A 23,959-nucleotide genomic window follows, 5' to 3' on the forward strand; every position below is an offset into this window, starting at 1 on the left:
AAATCCTTAGCGGGTGTTTGAAGGTAAAAAAGAATTTAAGAGGGCGTTAATGCGTTGCTCAACGGCAGCGACTTGTCCTTTGAGTTCTCTATTTTTTTGTTTAAATTGCTCAAGTTCTAATGGATGAATAGTAATTGCGAGCTCATCTTGGCATAAACTTGTAAGCATGGTACTTATTTTAGTATTGGTTTTGCTGCTCTTTTGTTTTAGTTCTTTTAAGTGCAGGTATAACTGCTGAGCGGGTGCATCGCCAATGTATTTAGAAAGTTGTTCAGGCCAATCAATATCAATACCTGAAAATGCATTGCTATAAGTTTGCGCAATATTTAAATCGCCTTGTAAGTCGAGCTTATCTTGGCGAATTAATTGGGTAAGCATTGCAGGGTTTTTGAGCGCTAAAAGTGTTTCTATATCTGCGCTGATCATACAATCTGCGTTTTCGTTACTTTGGGCACTGTATAAGTGTAATTGATCAGCACTATAAACGAGTTGGATGCTTTGTTGCCAATCTCTTATTTCAACCACTAAGCGCTTATGTTTAACGGCGTTTAGCTTTTGAGATAATTGTGGGTCAAGGCTAAGCGCTTGATTTAGTAGACGCTCAATAAGCGAAAGTACAAAATTAGGTAACATAAAAAACTCAGATGACATTGCACCATTATTGCTTTTTGTTATTTTTTCAAGCGCCATAACTGCTAGCCTTAATATTTAAAACCACGATGCAGTGCAACAATTCCGCCTGTGAGGTTTTGGTATGTTGTTTGTTCAAAGCCCGCATCTTCCATCATCGCTTTTAATGTGTCTTGATCTGGATGCATACGAATAGACTCAGCTAAATACTTGTACGATTCACTGTCGTTAGCAACTAGCTTACCCATTGTTGGCAATAAATTAAATGAGTAAAAATCGTAAGCTTTACTAAGTACGTCATGCTCTGGTTTTGAAAACTCTAAAACAAGTAATCTGCCACCTGGCTTTAAAATACGGTACATAGAGCGTAATGCTTTGTCTTTATCGGTAACGTTACGTAAGCCAAAGGCAATAGTGATCACATCAAAGCTATTATCTGGAAATGGCAGCATTTCAGCATTCATTTGTACGTAGTCAATATTGCCTACTAAGCCAAGATTGTGTAGTTTTTCACGACCAACCTTAAGCATAGATGAATTTATATCGCCCAAAACAACTTGACCGGTCTCGCCAACTAGTTGACTAAATTTTGCCGTTAAGTCGCCAGTGCCGCCGGCTAAATCGAGTACATGATGGCCTTTACGAACACCTGAGCTTGCAATAGTTTGACGTTTCCATAAACGATGCACACCAAAAGACATTAAATCATTCATTACATCGTATTTTGCAGCTACTGAGTGAAATACATCAGCAACCATAGAAGCTTTATCGCCCTCGGCTACTGTTTTATAACCAAAATGCGTGGTCTTTTGTTCGGTTTCGTTCATGACTAATCTCTATCGTGACAATAGAGGTTAGTGTACTTTATTGTACGCAGTAGGTGCAATTTGAATATGATTTATCAGGTAATTTATTGCCCTGCAGTGTAGCTACTTTGCCCTAATGACCGCGCTTTAAAAGCCGCATGAGACGCTTTTTTAGCTAACTGGTTAAAATCATCTTCTTGTAGATGTTGAGCAATTCCTAGAGATAAGCCAATACTAGGTAACTTAATCCCTGTTTTTGAACTAACAAAGCGAAGCTTTTCGACTCCATTTCGGACTTTTTCAGCTATAACATTGGCTGTTTCTGGGTCTATATCGGCGAGTAAAACAGTAAATTGATCTTTAGCTGTGCGGCCAGGCAAGCCACTTTGAAAAACATATTTTTGCACTTGTTTAGCTACTTTATTCAAAATAACTTCACCAATTATATCACCGTAATTTTCAGTAAAGTGATCAAGGTTATCTATTTGAATCGCAATGGCGCAAATAGACTTTTTTTGATTAGTCCATACTTGAGTTTGTTGCGTTAAATAATGGCGTTTATAAAGCCCTGTTTGGCTATCAATAATATGTTGTTTACGAAGTTGATTTAGCTGCTTTTTTGTTTTTTCATGTAGTTGTTTGGCTTTACTTAGTTCTTGCTTAAATTGCTTGTGTTGATTTAGTAATTCGGCGGTTTGATTATGAAGTACTTCAAGCGCTTGACGGCTTTGTTCTATGTTGTTCTCATCTAGTGAATGTACACATTCGCTCACCTGACCCGCAAAGCGAATTATCTGTTTTTCAGTAGCTTGAGAGTTTTGAGAAAGTGAACTTATAACACCATCAACATTTTGAATCATGTTGACTTGCTCTGTGTGACCGGTATTTAAAAATTCAGCATGGAGCTGTTCAATTAAAACACTGTCTATATTATCTTCAACCGCAATAGCGCGGTCTAAGGCTTTGTTCAGCTCAAGGTTAGTTTGGCTAGTATAGGTATAAACAACTTGATAATTGAGCGGCGTAGGAGAAAGTGCATAGCGCTCTAAAAACACACACACTTTAGTCATCTTCTCTTGTGCAATAGCCATGGAATCATGGAACATCATTTTAAATACCAACTAAGTACGCATAAGTGCAAATTTTAAAATTTCTCATTCCATGAGGCGGTTATGCGTCCGAGCTTTTTATTATTTTTTTATACAGTAATCATTATCCGCGCTATTTAAAAGCAAAAACGATAGTTAGGGAACTTAAATTTTACTTTAGCAGCCCAATCGCTGTTTTTCTCATCAATTCGGCTGGTTTTTACTTCTGTTAACGTATGTAGCATTATTTCAATATGCTAGTTTGTCTCATTTACTTGCTATTTCTTTAGCCTACGATAGTTTTATGCAATCTATTGCATCATCAAGTTAAATAATAATGAATCTTTTTTTACCAAAAACGCTTCGCCAAACGCTTCTTGGCATAACTGCTTTATGTTCGTTAAGTGCATGTCAAATAACCACACCCAATGCGGATGAGCAGTTTACTCAAGTAGCACAATCTATTGTTCAATATGGAGAAAGTATAAATCCTTATAGCAGTTCAAAAGGGGTTGATGGCTATTTACTTGCCAATTTATCGCCAGAATTTTTAGCAAAGCAGTACAAAAGTAATACTCAATTATTAGCAGACTTAGATGCCGTAGATGCAACTAAGCTTAGTGACGAAAATCAAATTAACTTAAGTATTATTCGTGCTCAGGTGCAAAATAGCGTTGACGAATATGTGTTTAATGCGCATTACATGCCGCTTACATCTGAGTATGGTTTTCACTCCGGTCTGTCGTACATCGTTAACAGTTCTCAATATAAAAAAGAGCAAGATTTAGAGACATACCTTGCACGTTTAGCACAAATCCCCCGCTTTTTTGGGCAAAATATATATTGGATGAAAAAAGGGCTCGAAACAGGTCTCACCCAACCAAAAGCAGTGTTAGAAGGATACGAAGACTCCATAAGTACTTATATTGTTGATGATGTAACTCAATCAGAATTTTATAAACCGTTTTTAGCTAACACTGCCAGTTTAAGTGAGAGTGACTTTTATGCACTTCAACAGCGAGCTAAAGTTGTTTTAAAAAATAAAGTAATACCAGCATATAAAAGCTACTTAACGTTTTTTACTGAGCAATACCAACCGGGCGCCCGCACAAGTATTGGTATTTCAGAAACCCCTAATGGCAAAGCTTTTTATAAAAACCGTGCTAAGCATTACACTACTACCGACATGACACCAAAAGAGATCCACGAGCTAGGCTTAAAAGAAGTTGCTCGCATTCGAGGTGAAATGGAAGCTGTAATAAAAGAAGTTGGTTTTAAAGGCTCATTTGCTGAGTTTATTCACTTTTTACGTACCGACCCACAGTTTTACGCAACAACACCTGAGCAACTTTTAAAAGAAGCATCTTACATTGCTAAAAAAATGGATGCACAGCTGCCTAAGTTATTTCATACCTTACCGCGTAAACCTTATGGCGTGGCACCGGTACCCGCAAGTATTGCCCCTAAATACACAACAGGTCGGTATTCTGGCTCTAATCGAGATGATGAAGCTGGATACTACTGGGTAAATACTTACGCTTTAGATAAGCGCCCTCTGTATGTTTTAGAAGCATTAACGTTGCACGAAGCAGTGCCAGGTCATCATTTACAAATATCACTTAATGCAGAGCTTGAAAATTTGCCGAGCTATCGTCGTGATGCTTACCTTTCGGCATTTGGCGAAGGTTGGGGGCTTTACTCTGAATATTTAGGTTTAGAGGCAGGCTTTTATCAAGACCCATATAGCCGTTTTGGTCGCTTAACTTATGAAATGTGGCGAGCAGCACGTTTGGTTGTTGATACAGGGATGCACATGTATGGCTGGAGCCGCGAGCGAGCTATGAACTTTATGAGCGAGAACACCGCGCTTTCGCTGCATAATGTTAAAACAGAAACTGACCGTTATATATCTTGGCCAGCTCAGGCACTGTCATACAAAATTGGTGAGTTAACTATTAAACGTTTACGTGTTGAAGCAGAGCAAGCGCTTGGACCAAATTTTGATATTCGCGAATTTCACCATCAGGTTCTTCGCCATGGTTCAGTGCCCTTGTCAGTATTAGAAACACAGGTACGTTTATATATAAAAAATGAGTTAACTAAGCTGCAAAATTAGCTTTGTAGGGCTTATAAACCTTGAACAAACAAAGGTGTTGTGTCATTTTGACCGCAACACCTTTTTTATACCACAGACCTAGTAATGTAGTTTATTTTAGCGACTCCAATCGTCAAAATATTCACATACTACGCAATAGGTATTATCTAAAAATATAGCCATCAAGGGGCCTTAGATGAGCAATTTCATTATGTTTAGTATTGACGTATTTGCGAGTATTTTTATTATCGCACTTGGGTTAATTGTGCTTACTGTTATTATTTTTTACTTTCGCGATATAACACAAACAAAACATGCTATTAGGCGTAACTACCCAGTAATTGGCCGCTTTCGATATTTTTTTGAACGCCAAGGTGAATTTTTCAGACAATACTTTTTTGCTCTCGATCGAGAAGAAATGCCATTTAACCGCGCTGAGCGCAGTTGGGTTTACCGCGCAGCAAAAGATGTCGATCGCACCGCTGCATTTGGTTCAACACAAAGCTTAGAAGTGACGGGTACGGTTATGTTTATGAACTGTGCTTTTCCTACTTTAGATGAAGAAGCACTCGACCCGAGTAATGTTACTTTAGGTCCGTATTGTAAAACACCTTACACCACTAATTCGTTATTTAATGTGTCGGGCATGAGCTTTGGTGCGCTTTCAAAGCCTGCTGTGCGCGCTTTATCAAAAGGTGCTAAATTAGCGGGTTGCTGGATGAACACAGGTGAAGGGGGCTTAAGCCCTTACCACCTTGAAGGTGGCGCCGATTTGGTATTTCAAATTGGTACAGCTAAATATGGTGCCCGAGACGAGCATGGAAACTTAAGCACCGAAAAACTTAAAGAAATAGCAGCTCACGAACAAGTCAAAATGTTCGAGCTAAAAATGAGCCAAGGTGCAAAACCAGGTAAAGGCGGTATGTTACCAGGGCGCAAAGTTAACGCCGAAATAGCTAAAATTAGGGGTATTCCAGAAGGGCAAGATTCGATTAGCCCAAATGGACACCCTGAAATCAAAAACCCAGCCGACATTCTCGATATGATTGCCACTGTACGTAATGCCACAGGAAAACCAACAGGCTTTAAAGCCGTTATTGGTGATTACACCTGGTTAGAAACGTTATTTGCAGAAATAAATCATCGTGGCATTGAGTCGGCACCCGATTTTATAACAATTGATAGTGCTGATGGTGGTACGGGGGCTGCACCGCAGCCGCTTATGGATTCGGTGGGTTTACCTCTTCGCGAAAGCTTGCCGCTTGTAGTTAATATGCTTGAAAAGCACGGGCTTCGAGATCGCGTGAAAATTATTGCATCGGGTAAATTAATCGTTCCTTCAAAGGTTGCATGGGCATTAGCGCTTGGTGCTGATTTTGTTGTATCGGCTCGTGGTCATATGTTTGCACTGGGCTGTATTCAGGCAATGCAATGTAATAAAGATACCTGTCCAACCGGGATCACTACGCATAACGAGCGTTTGCAACGCGGCTTAAATGTAGCTGATAAAGCGCAACGAGTAGCTAACTATAATAAATACATTCATTACGGAGCCGGTTTAATTGCTCACTCATGCGGTGTAACAAGTGCACGAGAGTTGGCTCGTAAGCATGTACGTATAGTGCAAGAAAGTGGGCTTTCAGAGCCGCTTGATAAAATTTATGAAAACTACAAGTAAGTTTTAACTAACTAGAAGGCGCTTATAGCGCCTTTTTTAATGCTTGTTAGTTTAATTGGCTTATTAATAAACTAAAGAATGCTTCTTTGTTGTTGCATGTTTGTGCATTTAAAATAAGTTGCTCGCCTAGTGCTAATGTTTGTTTTTGCACTGTAAGGCGCGCATTGTCATCACTAATACTATCTATATCGCTTACGTGCGCAAGCCCAATAGTACGCCTAATTAACTCAGCACCACAGTAACCAACAGCATCTTGCAATACGTTTTTCATAAAGTATTGCGCATAGCCTACTGGCGCTAGTGATTCATCTGTTGTTTTAGTGCGTATTAATTCAAGCCATTGCTGCTCAAATAAACTATAGGTGTCTACGATACAGCTAAGTAAATGTGTTTGGTAATTACGACGTGCTACAAAGTCATCAATATGCCCTGCTTGTGCGCAGTAATTCAATAGCAAATTACCAATAAAAGAGCCAATATCGAACCCAATAGGCCCAAAAAAGCCAAACTCTGGGTCAATCATCTTTGTATTATTGCAATCAACAAAAATGCTACCGCTGTGCATATCACCATGAAGTAATGTTTGCGGGTTAGATAAAAAATTAGCTTTTAGTTTTGCTATTTCTAACTTCAATGCGTTGTTTTTTTGTATTGCGTCAACTTCGTTTTGTAGTTGCTTTGGGTAGTTATTGCGTTCGTGCTCAATGTACGGATCGCTAAAAAATAAGTCTTCAGTGATTTGGCAAAGCTCAGGATTAGTAAATTGGCTAACGAGTGCTTTTTTAGTTTGCGCGGTTAAGTAAAAATCTGAATTATAAAAGCCGGTGTGGCTTAAGTAGGTCGCTACGTGCTGCGCTAATTTAGGGAATTGCTCTGCATTATTTTGTGCAGTACGCAATATTTGTAAATTACCTAAATCTTCTAAAATAGTCAGCGCTTGCATTTCACTATAATGTAAAACATTAGCAGTATAAGTAGGGCAAATAGCACCATGGTTAAGTAAAACTTGTGCTTCTATACGGGCTCTATCAAGCGTTAATGGCCACGACTCACCCACGCAACGCGCGTAAGGCAGAGCTTGCTTTAAAATAACACTATTGTTTTGCTCATCAGTAATTCTAAATACTAAATTAAGATTGCCATCACCAAACTCATATGCCGATAAGGTTTGTCCGGAATCAAAAAAATTACATTGTTTAGATTCAATTAATGTCGATACGTAATCGATAGCGCGCTGTGCATTAAAAGCAACATAGTTAGTCATGGTTTAAATCTCAAAAATCAGCTTTTAAGCATTCTATACTTTTAAATGTTTAGATGTCTACAAGTCTAACTTGAGAGTTATTCAAAGTGGTGTAAAATAACGTTACGCATTTTTAATACCTTAAGCATTATGCAAAACTTAATCGCAAGCAGTTTAAAATATGAAAACGGGTCGCTTAGTGTGCTCGACCAATATTTACTACCTCACCAGCAGGTATGGCATCAGTGCCATGATGTAGAAACCATGAAAGAGCTGATCATTAACTTAAAAGTGCGTGGAGCCCCACTAATTGGCTTAGGCGCGAGCTTGTTAGTGGCGTATTTAGCTGAGCAAGGGTTAGTGAAAAGTGAGCTTGAAAAAGCAATCAATGAACTAGAAGCCACTCGTCCAACGGCGGTTAATTTAATGCATTGTATGGCGGCATTGCGAAAAGCTTTAACGCAAAGCGATTATGTTGCCGGTATTGTTAGTACTGCTGAGCGGTTGTTTATTGAAGATATTGAGCTGTGTGAACGAATGGCAAATCGTGGTGCCGAGCTTATAAATAGTGGCGACAACATATTAACTCATTGTAATACAGGGGCGCTTGCAACCGCTGGTATTGGTACTGCACTAGGTGTTATTTACAAAGCGCAGCAAAAATATGGCAACGTACATGTGTGGGTTGATGAAACACGACCATTATTACAAGGCGGTCGCTTAACTGCCTTTGAGCTTGAGCGCTGGAAAATTCCGTACACATTAATTTGCGATAATATGGCGGCAAGTTTAATGGCTGCAGGTAAGGTGGATAAAATAGTAGTAGGGGCTGATCGTATTGCTGCCAATGGTGATTTTGCTAATAAAGTGGGCACCTATAATTTAGCCGTACTTGCGTATTTTCATAACATTCCATTTTATGTCGTTGCGCCTATTACCACGCTTGATACCAACACCGCTTGTGGTAATGATATAGAAATAGAGCAACGTAATCCTCAAGAAGTGCGCGGAGTTAGCGGTAGCTTTGGCGAGGCTTTATGGGCGCCCATCAATGCTAATGTATATAACCCTGCATTTGATATAACGCCGGCAAAACTGGTCACAGGATGGGTGTTAGATACAGGTGTGTATAACCAAAGTCAGGTTGAAAATGGCGATCTCATAAAGCTTAAGTAGCTTCGCGATGTTTTGGTCCACGTTATGTTTATCAGTGTGGACCAAGGTTTTGAATGGCTAACTTACGATAATAGCGGAAATTGCTCTGCAATAGACGAGGCAGTGCTTTTTGCCACCCAGCCTTCTGTATTGTTAAATAAGCGAATGGCAGTAAACTCAGGGTCGCTTCCCATATCAAACCAATGCGGGGTAAGTTCAGGCACTGAAATTAAATCGCCTTGTTGGCAAAGTACCTGGTAAACCTTATTGCCTAAATGCAGGCAAAATAGCCCTTGGCCTTTTACAAAAAAACGTACTTCGTCTTCACTATGAGTATGTTCAAATAAAAACTTTTTGCGCAGCTCTGATGCGCCAAGATTACCTTTAGCTAGAGATATAACGTCTACTGTTTGATAGCCATTTTCGGTTTTTAACCGATCTATATCGTTTTTGTACGCACTAATAATTTGCTCGTGGGTGGTGTGCTCATTAATATCTGCATTTGCTTGCCACTGTTCAAAACGTACGTTTACTTTAGCTAGTTGCTTTGTAATATCATCAGCATTTGATGTGCTTACAAGTGCTTTGCTTGCATCGTTGTCAGCATATATTGTTAATTGGCTCATACTAATTGCTCCAATTTAAATTGGCTAAAGTCATTAATATAAGGGTGTGCTTTAGTGCTTGCTTGCCCATCACGAATTAAATGTAGTGTTTTTAAGCCCGCAGCTTGCGCGGCATCAAGCTCACTGGCTACATCACTTAAAAAGAGTATTTCTGCTGCTTTAAACGGTAACAGCTCAACAATGGTGTTATAGGCCATTTGCTCTTGTTTTGCGCCAACTTTGGTGTCAAAAAAGTCAGTAAACAAGCTGCGAATGTCACCATAATCACTGTATTTAAAAAGTAGCTGCTGCGCTTTTACTGACCCTGACGAATACACATATAAAGCTATATCGTTGTTGTACTGAGCTTGTAAAAAATCAAATGCATCTGGGTATAAATGACCTTTAAAATCACCGTGTTCATACCCTGTTTGCCAAATCAAGCCTTGTAACTGCTTAAGTGGAGTGATTTTTTTATCTTCATCAATCCAGGTAAGTAAAGTACTAATAACTTCTTCAATATCGGCGTTTGGCTTTTCGATAAGGGCTTTTACGGCACTAATTTGCTCAGCTACATCTGGCTTATTAGCATTGGCACGTACAAAGGTAGGTAACTGTTTTGCTGCGTAAGGAAACAACACCTCTTTAACAAACGAGATACGGGTTATTGTGCCTTCGATGTCGGTTAAAATGGCTTTAATCATTTAGTTACTCCCGCTTGAATACCTATTATTTTTAGGCGCTCTAGTTCGCAGCTAAATAAAAACTCTAAGGCTTCTAGGTGGCGACGAACTTCATCAATATTACGTCCTACCGCATATAAACCATGACCACGTATCAGTACGCCGTGCTCTATAGGCGTGTGTAAATGATGGTCACTGACCAGTAGGCTTAATCGATCAATATCTTGATCGTTATCGAAAATAGGAATGCTCAGCGTTTCTAAATGCGAAGTAAAGCCGCTCAGTGCTTTTTGCATTTCATAGCCTGTTAAATCAAGCTGATGCCCTTGGGTAATTTGCGACAGTACGGTAGCGGCTACAGAGTGAGTATGCAAAACACACTGCGCATCAGGTATTAGCTGATACAAACTTAGGTGTAATTGTGTTTCTGCCGATGGTTTTACAGCTCCTGCTAGGCGCTCGCCTTGGTGATCTAATTGCAAAAAATGCTCTTGCGTCAGTGAGCCTTTATCGTGCCCACTTGCTGTAACAACAAAGCCAGTGCTAGTACGAGCTGAAAAGTTTCCGCCTGTTGCGGGTACCCAGCCTTTTTGGCTAACCCATTTTCCGGCTTCAATAAGTTGTGAAATAGCGGTATTGTTTTGCATACATTCCTCACTAATGAGCGTAAAGTTAATTGTTTTTAGACGGCTATACTTCTGTTTTAAGCAATGATAGCATCGCTTTAAGCGCAAAACCATCATTAAGGGCATCACGTGTTTGAAAGTAAATTACCAAATTTAGGCGTTAGTATATTTAGCCAAATGAGTGGGTTGGCTAATGAGTTTTCGGCAATTAATCTCTCTCAAGGCTTTCCTGAGTTTGATGCTCCTGATCTTTTAAAAACGCAGTTAAATTATTATGTGCAGCAGGGCGTTAATCAATATTCACCTTCAAGTGGTGTACCACGATTACAGCAACAAATTGCTGATTTAGCAAAGCGCAAATATGCAGCTGATATAAACGCAGCTGATCAAGTGACTGTTACCTCGGGTGCAACAGAGGCATTGTTTGTGGCTATTCAAACAATTGTACGCCCAAATGATGAAGTGATTGTATTTGACCCTGCATATGACTCTTACCAACCGGCAATTGAACTCGCTGGTGGAAAGTCGGTACACATTGCTTTAAGTGCGCCAAATTACACTATTGATTGGCAAGTAGTAAGCCAAGCTATTACTAAAAATACCCGTGCAATTATTATTAATACGCCTCATAACCCAAGCGGTAAAATATTACAGCCACAAGATATAAAAGCGCTTAAAGAGTTAGTTGGTACTCACAATTTGTATGTAATAAGCGATGAGGTATATGAGCACATTACGTTTGATGAACAACCGCATTTAAGCGTATTACGCGATGATGAATTATTTGCCAAAAGCTTTGTTGTATCGAGTTTTGGTAAAACGTTTCACAGCACGGGCTGGAAAATGGGGTACTGTATTGCACCTGCCGATTTAGCTGTCGAATTTAGAAAAATTCATCAGTACGTTACGTTTTCAAGTTTTACCCCCGCACAGCATGCGCTTGCCGATATGCTCGAGCAGCAAGGTGAGCATATAGATGAGCTAAGCGGGTTTTATCAGCAAAAACGCGACTTATTAGCGAGTCATTTAAGTAACAGCCGTTTTAAAATTTTACCTAGCCAAGGAACTTACTTTTTATTGTTAGATTACAGCGATGTATCGGATTTAAACGATGTTGAATTTTGCCATTGGTTAGTTGAGCAAGCCGGTGTTGCGGCTATTCCGTTAAGTGTTTTTTATCAAAATCCACCAACCGACAAAGTAATTCGTTTATGCTTTGCTAAAAACGACAACACTCTCATAGAGGCTGCGCAAATATTATGTCAACTTTAACCATTACAGCATTGCAAAGCTCGCTTTATTGGCTTGATAAAGATGCTAATTTAGCCATGTTTAATAAGCAGCTTGAAGCAATTACGCATCAGCCCGATCTTATTTTACTGCCCGAAACATTCTCGACTGGCTTTGCCATTAATTTAGATTGTGCAGAGCCTGAAAACGGTAAAGTACTGACGTGGTTAAAGGCGCAGGCTCATAAACATAATGCGGTTATTTCCGGTTCGGTACTTGTTGCACAAGGCGATAAAAAAGCGAATCGATTTTATTGGGTAAAACCCGATGGTGAGGTGAGTTATTACGATAAGCGCCATTTATTTCGCTTAGGAAGCGAGGGCGATTATGTTGTAGCAGGGCAAGCGCGCAAAGTTTTTGAAATCAATGGTTTTAAACTATTACCGCAAGTATGCTATGACCTGCGCTTTCCGGTATTTCAACGTAATAATAACGACTACGATGTAATGATAAACGTAGCAAATTGGCCGGCTGTACGCCGCCATATTTGGGATACGTTACTTATGGCGCGTGCAATGGAAAACCTGTGTTATGTAGTAGGTGTTAATCGTGTGGGTGACGACGGTAATAGTGTGGCGCACAATGGCGGTACGGCAGTATACGACTTCAAAGGTGATGCGTTAACTAAAGCGCAAGATAACACTGAGCAACTAGTTACTATCACGCTTGAAAAAGCGCCACTGGATGAGTTTAAAGCAGCGTTTCCTGCCTATTTAGATGCAGACTCTTTTACATTAATATAAACACGTTAATTTAGCGCAGAGCCAATAAAGTGTTAAAATAGTCGCTGATATTTTTGTTGGCGGCTAATGTACATTATGAACACTTTAATCACTCCTGTAATTTTAGCAGGTGGCATAGGCTCTCGCTTGTGGCCGCTCTCTCGCCAAGCAATGCCTAAACAATTTTTACCACTACTTAGTGAAAACACGTCATTACTGCAAAGTACATTGGCGCGTGTTTCTAATGAGTTGTTTGATAATACTATTTTAGTGTGTAACGAGCAGCACCGATTTATTGCCGCCGAGCAGGCTGAAAGCTCAATTCCTAGTGCATTATTACTCGAACCCAAAGGTAAAAATACCGCTCCTGCCATCGCATTAGCCGCCCACTATGCACTGCAAAATGGGATTACCGGCCCGCTATTAGTGATGCCTGCCGATCATCATATTGAAAACTTTGATGTATTAACGGCTAAGCTCCCTGAAGTTGTAAAACTTGCTGAGCAAGGAAAGCTAGTGACGTTTTCGATTACTCCTACAGAGCCTCATACTGGCTATGGTTATATAAAACAAGGCGCGGCTATTGTTGGAACGGGTTGTTACGATGTTGCACAATTTAAAGAAAAGCCTGACGTAGATACAGCGAACCGCTATTTAGCTCAAGGTGGTTATAGCTGGAATAGCGGCATGTTTTTATTTACCCCTGCAGCCTATTTAAAAGAGCTCGAACGGTTTGCGCCAAAAATAGCAACGAGTGTCGCTGCAGCGGCGCAATTTACTAAAGATTTAGAGTTTACCCGCCCAAGCAACAGTGCGCTTGAACACTGCCCAAGCGATTCAATTGATTACGCCATTTTAGAGCGCAGTAATAACGTAGTTGTTATGCCTGTTGATTTAAAATGGAGTGATGTAGGTAGTTTTTCATCCCTTGATGCGCTTACAAAAAAAGATGAAAACGGTAATAGCTTAAATGCTAATTATATGGCTCAAAAAAGCACTAATAACTTAGTTATTAACGAGGCTGAACACACTATTGCTACGCTTGGAGTTAGCAATTTAGCAATTATTCATACTCATGATGCCACGTTAATTGCAAACCAAAATGAGCTAGATTCTCTGCCTTTGTTGCTTAAGCAAATTGCTACAACACAGGCTGATAAACTTAACCATCATCAAGTGGTTTTTCGCCCATGGGGGAATTACCGTACTTTGGTTGAAGGCACTGGCTTTAAAGTTAAAAAAATTACTGTTAACAGCGGTGCTAAGCTTTCGACGCAGCGCCATCAGCATCGTGCTGAACATTGGGTTGTGGTTTCGGGTATTGCAGATGTGTGTATTAATGAGCAAGCGTATACGCTAACGCATGACCAATCGTGTTATATCGCGGCTAAGCAAATTCATAGTTTGGCTAATAATCAAAAAGAGCCGTTAATTGTTATTGAAGTGCAAACCGGTACTGTACTTGATGAAAGCGATATAGAGCGATTTGATGATAAATATGGAAGGGGTTAATCATTAGCTTTTTTAAAGCTAGTTCACTATTACTCTAACTGCCCACGCACAAACTTTAAATATTGCTCTAAGCTGCGTTGCCACAGATCTAACGCTTCATCAAGCATGTCGTTATGTGGCTTTTTATCGAGTAAACGGCGCTCTATTTTTTTAAGCTCAATGCCGTAGCGGTTAAACCCTAATTGCAGAGCGGTACTTGCTTGGCGATGTAAAAGCTTAATGCATTGCTCTGGTTGTTGGTCAATAAGCTTTTGACAGCGAATTAGCTTGTTGCGGGCTGAAAGCACAAATTCATTATAAATTGAAGACACTTCATCTTCACTAAATGAGCTGGTGAGTGTTTCGGCCGCTGTTTTGTCATACAAGGTATCAATAAGCTCTACTGCAATGCTCGCAGTTTGATTAGATTGAGAGTCACTAAGTGCTTGGCGAAGCTTTTCATGCTTAATAGGCTTGCCTACAATGTCTTTTATTCCTAATTCTAAATACTCTTTTACTTCGTCAGGGCTAAGGCTTGCAGTAAATGCGAGTACTGGCGTTCGTTGATTTTTATGATCAATGCGTTTTAGACGTTTAAGTACTTCTTGGCCTGTTAGATCAGGTAGGTTCATATCAAGCAAAACAACATCGAAGTGGTGAGCTTGCATGAGCTCTATGGCACTTTTCCCATCTTTTGCGAGCTTAATTTTGTGTTCATCGTCGGCCATAAATTCTATAGCAATTTTTTGATTTAAATCTAAATCTTCAACCAGTAATACATCAAGACCTGTTAAGTAATCTTTAGTTTGATGGCGCTGCTCTACAAGGCTTAATTCACCTAAAGTAAAAGTAACGGTAAAGCTAAATACACTACCAGTACCAAGCTGGCTGGCTATTTCGAGTCGGCTACTGAGCTTTTCAAGCAGGCGGCTAGTAATAGCTAAACCAAGGCCGGTTCCGCCTTTTTCTTTTCCTGCGCTACTTTGTACATAAGGTTCTGTTAAGTAGGCTATCTCGTCATTTTCTATACCTGGTCCTGAATCTTTGACACTAATTTTTATCGTGTGCTCAAGTTGTTTTTCTAATACTAAATCAACCTGAATTTTAACGGTTCCGTGATCTGTAAATTTAATAGCGTTACCGACTAAATTAATAATTATTTGTCTAAGTTTTTGTTGGTCGCAGTAATAACAGGCTTGCTCAGGAATATTATAGATAAGCTCAAATTTTAGCTGCTTTTGCTCGGCCATTGGGCTTAGTAATAAACATAAATTATTAAGCCATGTTTTAAATTCTACATCTTCTTCGTAAAGCGCTTCGTCACTCTGATCTAGGCTCGCGTAATCAAGGACCTTATCTACCAATAAATTAAGTGATTCGGCAGAATTTATAATTGCCTCGCAATAGGCTTTATTGCGGGTATCACTTGTTTGGTTCATAACAAGTTGGGCGCTGCCTAAAATACCGTTTAGTGGGGTGCGAATTTCGTGGCTTATTGTTGATAAAAAGAGCCCGCGTATTTCTAAATCTTTTTGTGCTTTATCGGCGAGTTTATTGAGGTGCTGTTCTCTGCGCTCATTACATAATAACGCCATACCTGAAGCATAAAACATGGGCGCAATTACCCCATTTAAAAATAATAAAGAGCTAAACCAGCCGTTTACTAAAAGATTTTTTTGTTCAATGTTATCCATAAATAACGAGCGGCCAATAAAGCTCAAAGCAACAAGCGTTAAAATGGTTATGTATACAATGCTGCCATTAGGGTAGGGTTTGCGCGCGTACTTAATAAATATAAAGAGTAAAAAGCCGGCTTCTGCTATGTGCTGTATATCGGATGCAATCACTCTTTCGTGTAAAGATGGGTCAAAAAAGGTGTAATAGCCAAGCATTACAGTGCAAAAAGCAGTTACTGAGCAAAGTAATTTAAAACCAATACCGTGATAATTTAAAAACTGACTGAGCGATAAACAATGCACTATTGATGCGGCAAACATCATGCTACTAGCAGCGCTAATAATCACTAAATTATGTGTATCACCAACAAGCGTAAAACCAATAACAGAGCCTAATAGCAATATGGGATAGAAAATGCATAGCAGCGTGCCCGATATTTGTTTGTTTGTTCGCCATGTTAAAAAGTTAAGTAAGGTCATTACAACCATGATGGCGATGCTGGCAAAATAAAGAGTGAAAGAGTCGAGCATTAATATTCCAGCAAAGTAGTTTTAAACTAAGATTATCAAAAGTATACACTTATACCAATTATCAAAACAGATTACTTAGGCAATCAAATTGGTATTAAATAAGTGTGTAACACATACAAAAACAGACACCTAAGTGTCTGTTTTTAATTTTAAACTAAATATATGATTAACGAATTTCATCAGGGATATTTTGTTGTGCCCAAGATAGGAGCTCAATACGGTTACGACATTTAGTTTTTCTAAATGCGCTATATAAATGTGTTTTAACTGTGTGTGGACTGATACTTAAATCTTCAGCGATTTCTTTATTCTTCGAACCTTTACTCATTAGTGAGATTATTGCTTTTTCTCGCTTAGTAAGTTTAACAGGCTCAATATCCCCTTCGGTTAGTTTATGCAGCGCATCTTTATTAAATTGCAGCATACGATTTAATGCATTACACATAATATCGCGACGGTACCAAAGCTGATCTTCAAGTAGTAAACGAATACCTTTCATTAATACATCGGCGTTATCTGTTGTGTAAAATACGCCACGAATACCGCTCAACAATGCACGATTAGCAAGCTCAGGGTTCTCGTCTAGATTAAATAATATGATATCGCATTTAATACGTAGGTTTACTAGTTGTTCTTTTAGTTTTCCCCATGCATCCTTGCTAGATGTTTCGATAAACAAAAGTCGAGTCCCTTCAGGTATATCTAAAATATTAGTACCCGTGGTTACGTCAAGGCCTTGCGTTTTTAACAAAGGTTCTAAAACGTTAATACCAATAGTGTTAATTGGCTCTTGATCTAATAACAAAAAGGCTGAACTGCTCATGTTTTTATACTCTTTTATAAAGCTGACTGTTTAAGTTTATCACGACTTCCGCACCTTTTGTATTAGAAAGTCGCTGAAGCACTCAATAACAAATACGATTTTACGATTATTTAAACATAAAATGTTGCAAATAAGTAACTGTTTATTCTTTATAACCATGAAAAATCATAACATTTGTAACTAATTGGTTGAGCAGAATAGTTAGATAAAAATTTTTAATTAATTTACTTTTTTTACATTTTGGTAAGGTGGCCATCCCATTTCTTTACCGCCAAGCATATGTAAATGTATGTGATAAACGGTTTGTCCACCATGTTCGTTACAGTTCATGACCACGCGGTATCCGTCCTCAGCAAAATTGTGCTGCTTAGCTAATTTTGCCGCAACAACGTATAAATTGCCTACTAAATGTGAGTTTTCAGGATTTATATCATTTATAGTAGCAATTGCTTTTTTGGGGATAATTAACACATGAAATGGCGCTTGTGGATTTATATCTTTAAATGCGAGGGTGTCTTCATCTTCGTAGACAATGTCGGCCGGAATTTCACGATTAATTATTTTGGTAAAAATAGTCTCTTGGCTCATAGTGTGTTCCTAATTAAGTGTTATGAATTTTAAGCTCACTAATGACAAACTTTCAAAGCAGTGTCAAACTGAAATCAAATAAAGGAGTTAATATGCTTAAACCAATTTTAATAAGTAGTGCAGTTGCATTACTACTTAGTTTTTCGGCTAATGCTGAAAACATTCACTTTCCAGAAGAAATTGTACCACTACAAGTGGGCGATAAAATGCTAGAAAGCTCTTTGTTTAGCCGTATTGATGATGTAGAGCTTGCGCCAGGAACTTACCAGCTTAGGCTAAAATATACCGATTTATATGAAGATGATTATGACACGCATGAAGTTGTGGAGTCGGAACCATTTTGGGTAAGTGTAACTGTTGAAGCAGGTAAAGATTATACCTTAGTGTTTAATCGTGCTGAAAATGCAGTATCTGCAAAAGTATTTGCAGAAGCACCACAAGTTAGTTTAAAAGCAAAAAGTAGCGCTGTTGCTAAGCCTTTAAGTGTTATTTCTAACACGCAGCTAGCAAGCAATAAACCGGTAATGCAAAATACAATGCCTGCAGGACCTTCTCGTCCTAGTCAGCCAATAAAGCCGATAGCACCCATTACAGATAAAGGCATGCCAAGTGCGCCGCAAATGCTTGATTTTTGGTGGCAACAAGCCACAACTGCAGAGCGTAAAGCTTTTTTAGAAAAAGTGACAAAGTAGAAAAATAGCAAAACAAAAGGGCCAAATTTGGCCCTTTTTAGTTTCTAGTTAACGCTATTTATTCAAATAATGCGTCAATAGTACCTTGTGCAAGAGGGTGATACCCAGGGCGTGCTTTTAAGTACACGCTTTGTGCCCACTCTTTTTTGCCGTTAGTGATAAGGGATTTATATAATGGGACAATTAATTTACGACGGCCAATACCTGATAAGTGCTTATCAAGTGCAGGGTAAATTGGTTGATAACCATTTCCTACTGCTAGCATAAACCAAGCAAATGCACGTTCAGCATTAGTTGACTGTGTTAGGTTAAATTCTGAGTCAAGCTCTACCATGTGCTCTTGGCTTAAATCACGTGGTAAGTTATTTAAAAAGTGTAGCCACTCATGCACAGACCAATCAGCTGTTGGCAGTTGAGCTGCAGTTGTGTCGCCTTTTAGCCATGCTGCTGTTGCAGTATCTACTTTATCAAATGCATCAGAAGTAGGGTTTGGCGCATCATTTGGTAATCCAGGTTCAAAAATCCATTCGTTTACTTTATCCATGCTTACAACACCAGGATACTTTTCAATTAAGTTAGCTTTTAAGTAAGTAACAAATTGCGCGGTAGTAAGTGATTTAAACGAAAACTCTTTAAAGTACGCTTTTACAAACGGGTCAAACTTATCGCGACCATATTTGTTTTCTAGGTAAATTAAAAATAATTGACCTTTAGTGTAAGGCACTGAACTGAATGCATCGTCTGGGTCGCGGCCGTTAAGTTTTAAATTAAGGCGTGTATCTGGTGCATCAATTGTTTTAAGTTGTGCGCGTAAAGACGCTGAATCAAGTGCTTGTTCCATAACCGCACGGTCACGGCCAAATACTTCTTCCATAATGCGGTTTTCAACGTACGAGGTAAAACCTTCGTTTAACCATAAATCTTCCCACGTTGCGTTAGTTACTAAGTTACCTGACCAAGAATGAGCAAGCTCATGAGCAATAAGGTTAACTAAGCTTTTATCACCGGCAACAACCGTTGGAGTAATAAATGATAAGCGTGGGTTTTCCATGCCACCAAACGGAAAACTTGGTGGTAGCATTAATAAGTCGTAGCGACCCCATGCATATTCGCCGTACATCGCGTTTGTTTTATCGATCATGGCTTGGGTGTCGTCAAATTCAGCAACTGAGGCATCTAAAATTGTCGGTTCAGCAAATATGCCTGTTTGATGCGACATTGCTTTAAATTCTAAGTTACCTGCGCCAATAGCAATTAGGTAAGGTGAAATTGCTTGTGGCATATCAAAAATGTAGTCGCCATCTTTATAAAGCGCATCTTTGTTATCGGCACTCATTACAGCACGTATATCTTTTGGTGTATGAATTCGTGCAGAGTAAGTTACACGCATTGCGGGTGTATCTTGCACTGGGATCCAACTACGTGCATGAATTGCTTGCGACTGGCTGTACATAAATGGATGCGTTTTACTTGCCGTTTGCTCTGGTGTTAACCATTGCAGGCCTGAAGCTTCTGGACGACTGTTGTAATAAATACGAACTACTTCAGCTTGGTTTTTAAACACAATAGTAAGCTTTGAACCTTTAACGTCATCTCGCTTAGCTAAATCAAAAGTCGCTTTTTTCCAGTTACCGCTTTGATCTTTGTACATTACTTTATCAATGTCTAAGTCGCGGGTATCAAGTACGAGAGTTCTACTTTTGCTGTTGTTCCACTGAAGAGTATGCTCTACAAAACCTTCTAACTGCTTGTCGGCAAAATCGACATCTAAATCAAGGTTTAAGTGAGTAGTAACAACATCATCAAGGTTAGCATACGAGTTTTGGTCAATCGCATTAGCCATTGCTTGCGAACACATACCCGCCATAGCGAGGCTTAAAAAAAGAGGTTTAATTTTCATCATTACTCTGAACACAAATAAAAAAGTGCTGGTTTTATATCACGATTGACACGGCGGGTTGAGTGGTTTTTACAATCTAGTGCCACATTTGCGACGATGAGGTAAACTATTGCGATTAGTTACCGGTATTTTTAGAGAGCTTTGTGGCGCATTCATTACACTCCTTACATACATTCGCATTAAACAGCCAATGCCAAAATTTTGTTGAAATTACTCAGCTTGAGCAACTTAAAACGCAAAATTTTAGTGCCCCGTTTTGTTTGCTGGGCGAGGGCAGTAATACCGTATTTTTAAATGACTACATGGGTACGGTTATAAAAATAGCTTTAAAAGGTATTAAAATTACCGAGCGCGAGAGCGACACACTAATAAGTATTGCCGCAGGCGAAAACTGGCATCAACTAGTTAGCTATTTATTAGAGAAAAATATACCAGGGCTTGAAAATCTAGCACTTATACCGGGCACTGTTGGCGCATCGCCGGTACAAAACATTGGTGCTTATGGCGTTGAGATAGCTAAATTTGTTGAGTTGGTAGAGTACTTTGATATAACCACTAACACTATGCATTCATTAAATAACGAGCAATGTGAATTTGCTTACAGAGATTCAATATTTAAACATGCCCTTAAAAATAAAGCGGTGATCACGCAAGTACACTTAGCGCTCCCAAAAAAATGGCAACCAGCATTAAGTTATGGCCCTTTGCAGCAGCTCTCAAGCATCACCCCGCAAGCTGTATTCGATCAGGTTATAAAAACGCGTGATAGCAAATTACCTAACCCATATACACTTGCCAATGCGGGCAGCTTTTTTAAAAACCCTATAATAACCAACCAGCAGTTAGCTGAACTATTAAAGCAATTTGCCGATTTACCTCATTACGAATATGGGCAAAGTCATCACAAGGTCGCGGCAGGTTGGTTAATCGATCAAAGTGGTTTAAAAGGGCACCGCGAGGCAGGTATAGAAGTGCATCAACACCAAGCTCTAGTACTTGTTAATCACGGAAATAGTGAAGGCAGCGACCTAATAAAAATGATTAAACACATTCAGCAAGTTGTTTATACGCGTTACAACATTATGTTAGAGCACGAAGTACGTTTAATGGATGCACGCAGCGAATGCCATATTAACGCGGAGCCTAAGTAATGAAAGCACCTGATGGAAACAAACTCGCTATTTTAAATGCACTCAACCAAGGAGGGTTTGTATCTGGTCAAGCCTTGGGTGAAAAGCTATGTATTAGCCGAGCTGCGGTAAGTAAACATATTAAAACGTTACAAGAAATGGGCTTGGATATTTTTAAAGTGACTGGCAAAGGCTATTGTTTGAATAGTCAGGTGGGCCTTTTAAATAAAACGCAAATTGATCAGCACTACAAAGCGCTAGGTGATAATACTGCCGATGTAGAAGTACACCCTATTATTGATTCGACCAACAGCGAGCTTATGCGCCGTATACAGGCCAAAACAGCGCTTGAGTCTGGCACTGTTATTGTTGCTGAAATGCAGCAAGCAGGACGTGGTAGACGCGGCCGTGTTTGGCAATCCCCATTTGGCGCTAATCTGTATTACAGTTACTTTTGGCGTTTAGATGACGGCTTACAAGCTGCAATGGGCGTATCAATTGCGGTAGGCCTAGCTGTTTATGATGCTATTAAAGCGTTATACCAAGTTGAGGTAGAACTTAAGTGGCCTAACGATATTTATATAAATAAGCAAAAACTTGCAGGTGTATTGGTTGAATTAGATGGACAACCGCAAGGACCTTGTCAGTTAGTGATTGGTATCGGTATTAATTTACAAATGCCTGAGAGCTTTAGCCAACATATAGACCAAGCGTGGACCGACTTAAATCAACATACTCAAAAGCTCGATAAAAACCAACTTGTGGCTTCTCTTACTCACCATTTAGAGCAGCGTTTAGCGCAGTATCGTCAAACGGGTTTGCAAGCTATGTATGAGCAATGGAATTCGCTCAATGCGTTTGCTGGTGAATATGTTGAACTAAACACAGGGCACCGAAGCTGGCGTGGAATATGTGAAGGTATTGACGCACAAGGTGGAATACGAATTCGCCAAGACGGGGAAGTAAAAAGTTATTACGGTGGGGAAGTCTCCCTTAGAAAGGCGCAATTATGAGATTATTGATCGACGTAGGAAATACATCATTAAAAGCTGTGTTGTGGCATAACGAGCAAACACAACCGGCAGATATAAATAACCTGCCTTGGTTACAAATAACCGAAGTGATTTATGCATGTGTAGGGCGCAGTGATTTACTAAACGATATTCTCGCACAAGCGGCTAGCAATAATATTATTTGTTTTGAAGCCAAAGTAACCAAAACGCTTGGAGATCTTGTATGCGCTTACGAGCATGTAGCTAACTTAGGCATAGACAGGTGGCTTGCACTTATTGCTGGATTTACGTTATATCCAAACACAGCATGCATTGTTGTTGATGCGGGTACTGCGACAACAATTGATGTGCTTAGTAGTGAAGGGTTGCATTTAGGTGGCTGGATTTTACCTGGGCTTGATTTAATGACCTCATCACTTACACAAAATACTCAACGTGTTTTTGATGATGGTAAAACTCCATTTACCAATGAACTGGGTAAAAATACGCCTAATGGTTTAAAAAATGGTGCTTTAGTGGCAACCATTGGAGCAATTGAGCAAGCTAAGTTGCACTTAATGGATAAAAAAACAGAGCAAAAAGTACAAATAATTTTTGCTGGTGGCTATGGCTTGCTTTTACAACAGCAATTTGAGGGAAGTATTTTTGATTCATTACTCGTAATGAAGGGGTTAAATTACTGGCACCAGCTAAGCAAAACAACATAAAAAAGTGCAAAAAACGTGTTTTCGCGTGAATATTGAGCATTTAAACTAAAAATTTACACTTTTTTTAATTTTATAGTTGCATCCCAATAAACCTTACTCTAATATCTCGCCCCGTACTAAAGCAGTGCCGACTTAGCTCAGCTGGTAGAGCAACTGACTTGTAATCAGTAGGTCAACCGTTCGACTCGGTTAGTCGGCACCACTTTCCTTTTACCGGAAGTGAATTAGTAGAGAATTATCGTGGAGGGGTTCCCGAGCGGCCAAAGGGATCAGACTGTAAATCTGACGGCTCAGCCTTCGCTGGTTCGAATCCAGCTCCCTCCACCACTTTATTCTTGACGGTTAGAGGTAGTTTAAGAACAGATTTTTATGCGGGCATCGTATAATGGCTATTACCTCAGCCTTCCAAGCTGATGATGCGGGTTCGATTCCCGCTGCCCGCTCCAGTTCTTGTGTTGCTGATATAGCTCAGTTGGTAGAGCGCACCCTTGGTAAGGGTGAGGTCGGCAGTTCGACTCTGCCTATCAGCACCAGTCCTAAGAATCTCCTTGATTACTTCCTTTATCTGTCAGAAAATACTATTTGAAAAAGATTAACTTAATCTACCTTTGGTGGATTATTTTCATATGTAATTTAGATACACAAAACTGATAGGTTCCGTCATGGCAAAAGAAAAGTTTGAACGCGTAAAACCGCACGTAAACGTTGGTACAATCGGCCACGTTGACCACGGTAAAACTACACTAACTGCAGCAATCACTAACGTACTTGCAAAAGTATACGGCGG

22 protein-coding genes and 4 tRNA genes are annotated in these 23,959 nt (G+C 39.5%); 15 read left to right on the forward strand and 11 right to left on the reverse strand.

Annotated elements, in window-relative coordinates; genetic code table 11:
- Positions 1 to 6: 6 nt before the first annotated feature.
- The 3 genes from H5157_RS15840 to H5157_RS15850 form a co-directional block, all read right to left on the reverse strand.
- Positions 7 to 690, reverse strand: coding sequence for an SCP2 domain-containing protein (locus H5157_RS15840; protein WP_182725050.1), 684 nt, complete (start codon positions 688 to 690; stop codon positions 7 to 9).
- Between the two features lie 11 nt (positions 691 to 701).
- Positions 702 to 1,457 carry a bifunctional demethylmenaquinone methyltransferase/2-methoxy-6-polyprenyl-1,4-benzoquinol methylase UbiE gene (gene ubiE / locus H5157_RS15845; protein ID WP_024597074.1) on the reverse strand — a complete coding sequence of 252 codons (756 nt, stop codon included), beginning with the start codon at positions 1,455 to 1,457 and terminating at the stop codon, positions 702 to 704.
- An 83-nt stretch (positions 1,458 to 1,540) separates the two neighbouring features.
- Positions 1,541 to 2,527, reverse strand: a complete 987-nt coding sequence (locus H5157_RS15850) for a GGDEF domain-containing protein (protein ID WP_004334947.1) — start codon at positions 2,525 to 2,527, stop codon at positions 1,541 to 1,543.
- Positions 2,528 to 2,861: 334 nt separating this feature from the next.
- Between H5157_RS15850 and H5157_RS15855 the strand changes: the two genes are divergently transcribed.
- Both H5157_RS15855 and H5157_RS15860 read left to right on the forward strand, forming a co-directional pair.
- Entirely contained in the window at positions 2,862 to 4,640 is a 1,779-nt protein-coding gene (locus H5157_RS15855) for a DUF885 family protein (protein ID WP_182725051.1), read from the forward strand.
- 175 nt (positions 4,641 to 4,815) lie between these two features.
- A complete protein-coding gene (locus H5157_RS15860; RefSeq protein WP_138489912.1) occupies positions 4,816 to 6,297 on the forward strand; it encodes an FMN-binding glutamate synthase family protein in 1,482 nt (493 codons plus the stop codon).
- A 46-nt stretch (positions 6,298 to 6,343) separates the two neighbouring features.
- Here H5157_RS15860 and mtnK read toward each other — a convergent pair whose 3' ends face one another.
- Entirely contained in the window at positions 6,344 to 7,561 is a 1,218-nt protein-coding gene (gene mtnK, locus H5157_RS15865; RefSeq protein ID WP_182682781.1) for an S-methyl-5-thioribose kinase, read from the reverse strand.
- A 129-nt stretch (positions 7,562 to 7,690) separates the two neighbouring features.
- Between mtnK and mtnA the strand changes: the two genes are divergently transcribed.
- Positions 7,691 to 8,716, forward strand: coding sequence for an S-methyl-5-thioribose-1-phosphate isomerase (mtnA, locus tag H5157_RS15870; protein ID WP_182725052.1), 1,026 nt, complete (start codon positions 7,691 to 7,693; stop codon positions 8,714 to 8,716).
- Positions 8,717 to 8,778: 62 nt separating this feature from the next.
- On the opposite strand, the gene H5157_RS15875 is transcribed toward mtnA, so the two are convergent.
- The 3 genes from H5157_RS15875 to H5157_RS15885 are packed head-to-tail and all read right to left on the reverse strand — an operon-like array spanning position 8,779 to position 10,630.
- Entirely contained in the window at positions 8,779 to 9,321 is a 543-nt protein-coding gene (locus tag H5157_RS15875; RefSeq protein ID WP_182725053.1) for an acireductone dioxygenase, read from the reverse strand.
- Complete coding sequence (gene mtnC, locus H5157_RS15880) at positions 9,318 to 10,004, reverse strand: acireductone synthase (RefSeq protein ID WP_182725054.1); 687 nt, start codon at positions 10,002 to 10,004, stop codon at positions 9,318 to 9,320. The genes H5157_RS15875 and mtnC overlap by 4 nt, the downstream gene beginning before the upstream one ends.
- Positions 10,001 to 10,630: a methylthioribulose 1-phosphate dehydratase gene (locus H5157_RS15885; RefSeq protein WP_004334937.1), complete on the reverse strand. Its 630-nt coding sequence runs from the start codon at positions 10,628 to 10,630 to the stop codon at positions 10,001 to 10,003. The genes mtnC and H5157_RS15885 overlap by 4 nt, the downstream gene beginning before the upstream one ends.
- A 108-nt stretch (positions 10,631 to 10,738) precedes the next feature.
- Here H5157_RS15885 and H5157_RS15890 point away from each other — a divergent pair, with 108 nt between their 5' ends.
- From H5157_RS15890 to H5157_RS15900, 3 genes are all read left to right on the forward strand, one after another.
- Entirely contained in the window at positions 10,739 to 11,881 is a 1,143-nt protein-coding gene (locus H5157_RS15890) for a methionine aminotransferase (protein WP_182672410.1), read from the forward strand.
- On the forward strand, positions 11,869 to 12,642 hold the full coding sequence (locus tag H5157_RS15895) for an amidohydrolase (RefSeq protein ID WP_182725055.1): 774 nt from the start codon (positions 11,869 to 11,871) through the stop codon (positions 12,640 to 12,642). The genes H5157_RS15890 and H5157_RS15895 overlap by 13 nt, the downstream gene beginning before the upstream one ends.
- Before the next feature lie 75 nt (positions 12,643 to 12,717).
- Positions 12,718 to 14,133 (forward strand): mannose-1-phosphate guanylyltransferase/mannose-6-phosphate isomerase, encoded by a 1,416-nt coding sequence (locus H5157_RS15900; protein ID WP_182725056.1) that lies wholly within the window; start codon positions 12,718 to 12,720, stop codon positions 14,131 to 14,133.
- 29 nt (positions 14,134 to 14,162) lie between these two features.
- On the opposite strand, the gene H5157_RS15905 is transcribed toward H5157_RS15900, so the two are convergent.
- From H5157_RS15905 to H5157_RS15915, 3 genes are all read right to left on the reverse strand, one after another.
- Complete coding sequence (locus H5157_RS15905; protein ID WP_182725057.1) at positions 14,163 to 16,319, reverse strand: response regulator; 2,157 nt, start codon at positions 16,317 to 16,319, stop codon at positions 14,163 to 14,165.
- A 166-nt stretch (positions 16,320 to 16,485) separates the two neighbouring features.
- The gene (locus tag H5157_RS15910; RefSeq protein WP_004334929.1) at positions 16,486 to 17,142 is read right to left on the reverse strand and encodes a response regulator transcription factor; all 657 of its coding nucleotides are present in this window, start codon (positions 17,140 to 17,142) and stop codon (positions 16,486 to 16,488) included.
- A gap of 219 nt (positions 17,143 to 17,361) precedes the next feature.
- Positions 17,362 to 17,730, reverse strand: a complete 369-nt coding sequence (locus tag H5157_RS15915) for a histidine triad nucleotide-binding protein (RefSeq protein WP_004334923.1) — start codon at positions 17,728 to 17,730, stop codon at positions 17,362 to 17,364.
- A gap of 92 nt (positions 17,731 to 17,822) precedes the next feature.
- On the opposite strand from H5157_RS15915, the gene H5157_RS15920 reads away from it, so the two are divergent.
- On the forward strand, positions 17,823 to 18,422 hold the full coding sequence (locus H5157_RS15920) for a DUF2057 domain-containing protein (RefSeq protein WP_182693370.1): 600 nt from the start codon (positions 17,823 to 17,825) through the stop codon (positions 18,420 to 18,422).
- A gap of 58 nt (positions 18,423 to 18,480) precedes the next feature.
- Here the strand turns inward: H5157_RS15920 and H5157_RS15925 are convergent, their stop codons facing one another.
- Positions 18,481 to 20,322, reverse strand: coding sequence for a M1 family metallopeptidase (locus tag H5157_RS15925; RefSeq protein WP_182675545.1), 1,842 nt, complete (start codon positions 20,320 to 20,322; stop codon positions 18,481 to 18,483).
- Positions 20,323 to 20,465: 143 nt separating this feature from the next.
- On the opposite strand from H5157_RS15925, the gene murB reads away from it, so the two are divergent.
- From murB to H5157_RS15965, 8 genes are all read left to right on the forward strand, one after another.
- Positions 20,466 to 21,473, forward strand: a complete 1,008-nt coding sequence (gene murB / locus H5157_RS15930; protein ID WP_182725058.1) for a UDP-N-acetylmuramate dehydrogenase — start codon at positions 20,466 to 20,468, stop codon at positions 21,471 to 21,473.
- Positions 21,473 to 22,465 (forward strand): bifunctional biotin--[acetyl-CoA-carboxylase] ligase/biotin operon repressor BirA, encoded by a 993-nt coding sequence (birA, locus tag H5157_RS15935; RefSeq protein WP_182725059.1) that lies wholly within the window; start codon positions 21,473 to 21,475, stop codon positions 22,463 to 22,465. Before murB ends, birA begins: the two co-directional genes overlap by 1 nt.
- Positions 22,462 to 23,172, forward strand: coding sequence for a type III pantothenate kinase (locus tag H5157_RS15940; RefSeq protein ID WP_182725060.1), 711 nt, complete (start codon positions 22,462 to 22,464; stop codon positions 23,170 to 23,172). The genes birA and H5157_RS15940 overlap by 4 nt, the downstream gene beginning before the upstream one ends.
- A gap of 126 nt (positions 23,173 to 23,298) precedes the next feature.
- Positions 23,299 to 23,374 (forward strand) — tRNA-Thr (locus H5157_RS15945).
- Positions 23,375 to 23,414: 40 nt separating this feature from the next.
- Positions 23,415 to 23,499 (forward strand) — tRNA-Tyr (locus H5157_RS15950).
- Between the two features lie 44 nt (positions 23,500 to 23,543).
- A tRNA-Gly gene (locus H5157_RS15955) sits at positions 23,544 to 23,618 on the forward strand.
- Between the two features lie 11 nt (positions 23,619 to 23,629).
- A tRNA-Thr gene (locus H5157_RS15960) sits at positions 23,630 to 23,705 on the forward strand.
- A gap of 129 nt (positions 23,706 to 23,834) precedes the next feature.
- Positions 23,835 to 23,959, forward strand: a 125-nt coding sequence (locus H5157_RS15965; RefSeq protein ID WP_033023824.1) for a GTP-binding protein, incomplete at its 3' end; no start/stop codon positions are given.

The organism is Pseudoalteromonas sp. SG43-3 (assembly GCF_014164385.1).
In the GTDB taxonomy this organism is placed as follows: domain Bacteria; phylum Pseudomonadota; class Gammaproteobacteria; order Enterobacterales; family Alteromonadaceae; genus Pseudoalteromonas; species Pseudoalteromonas distincta.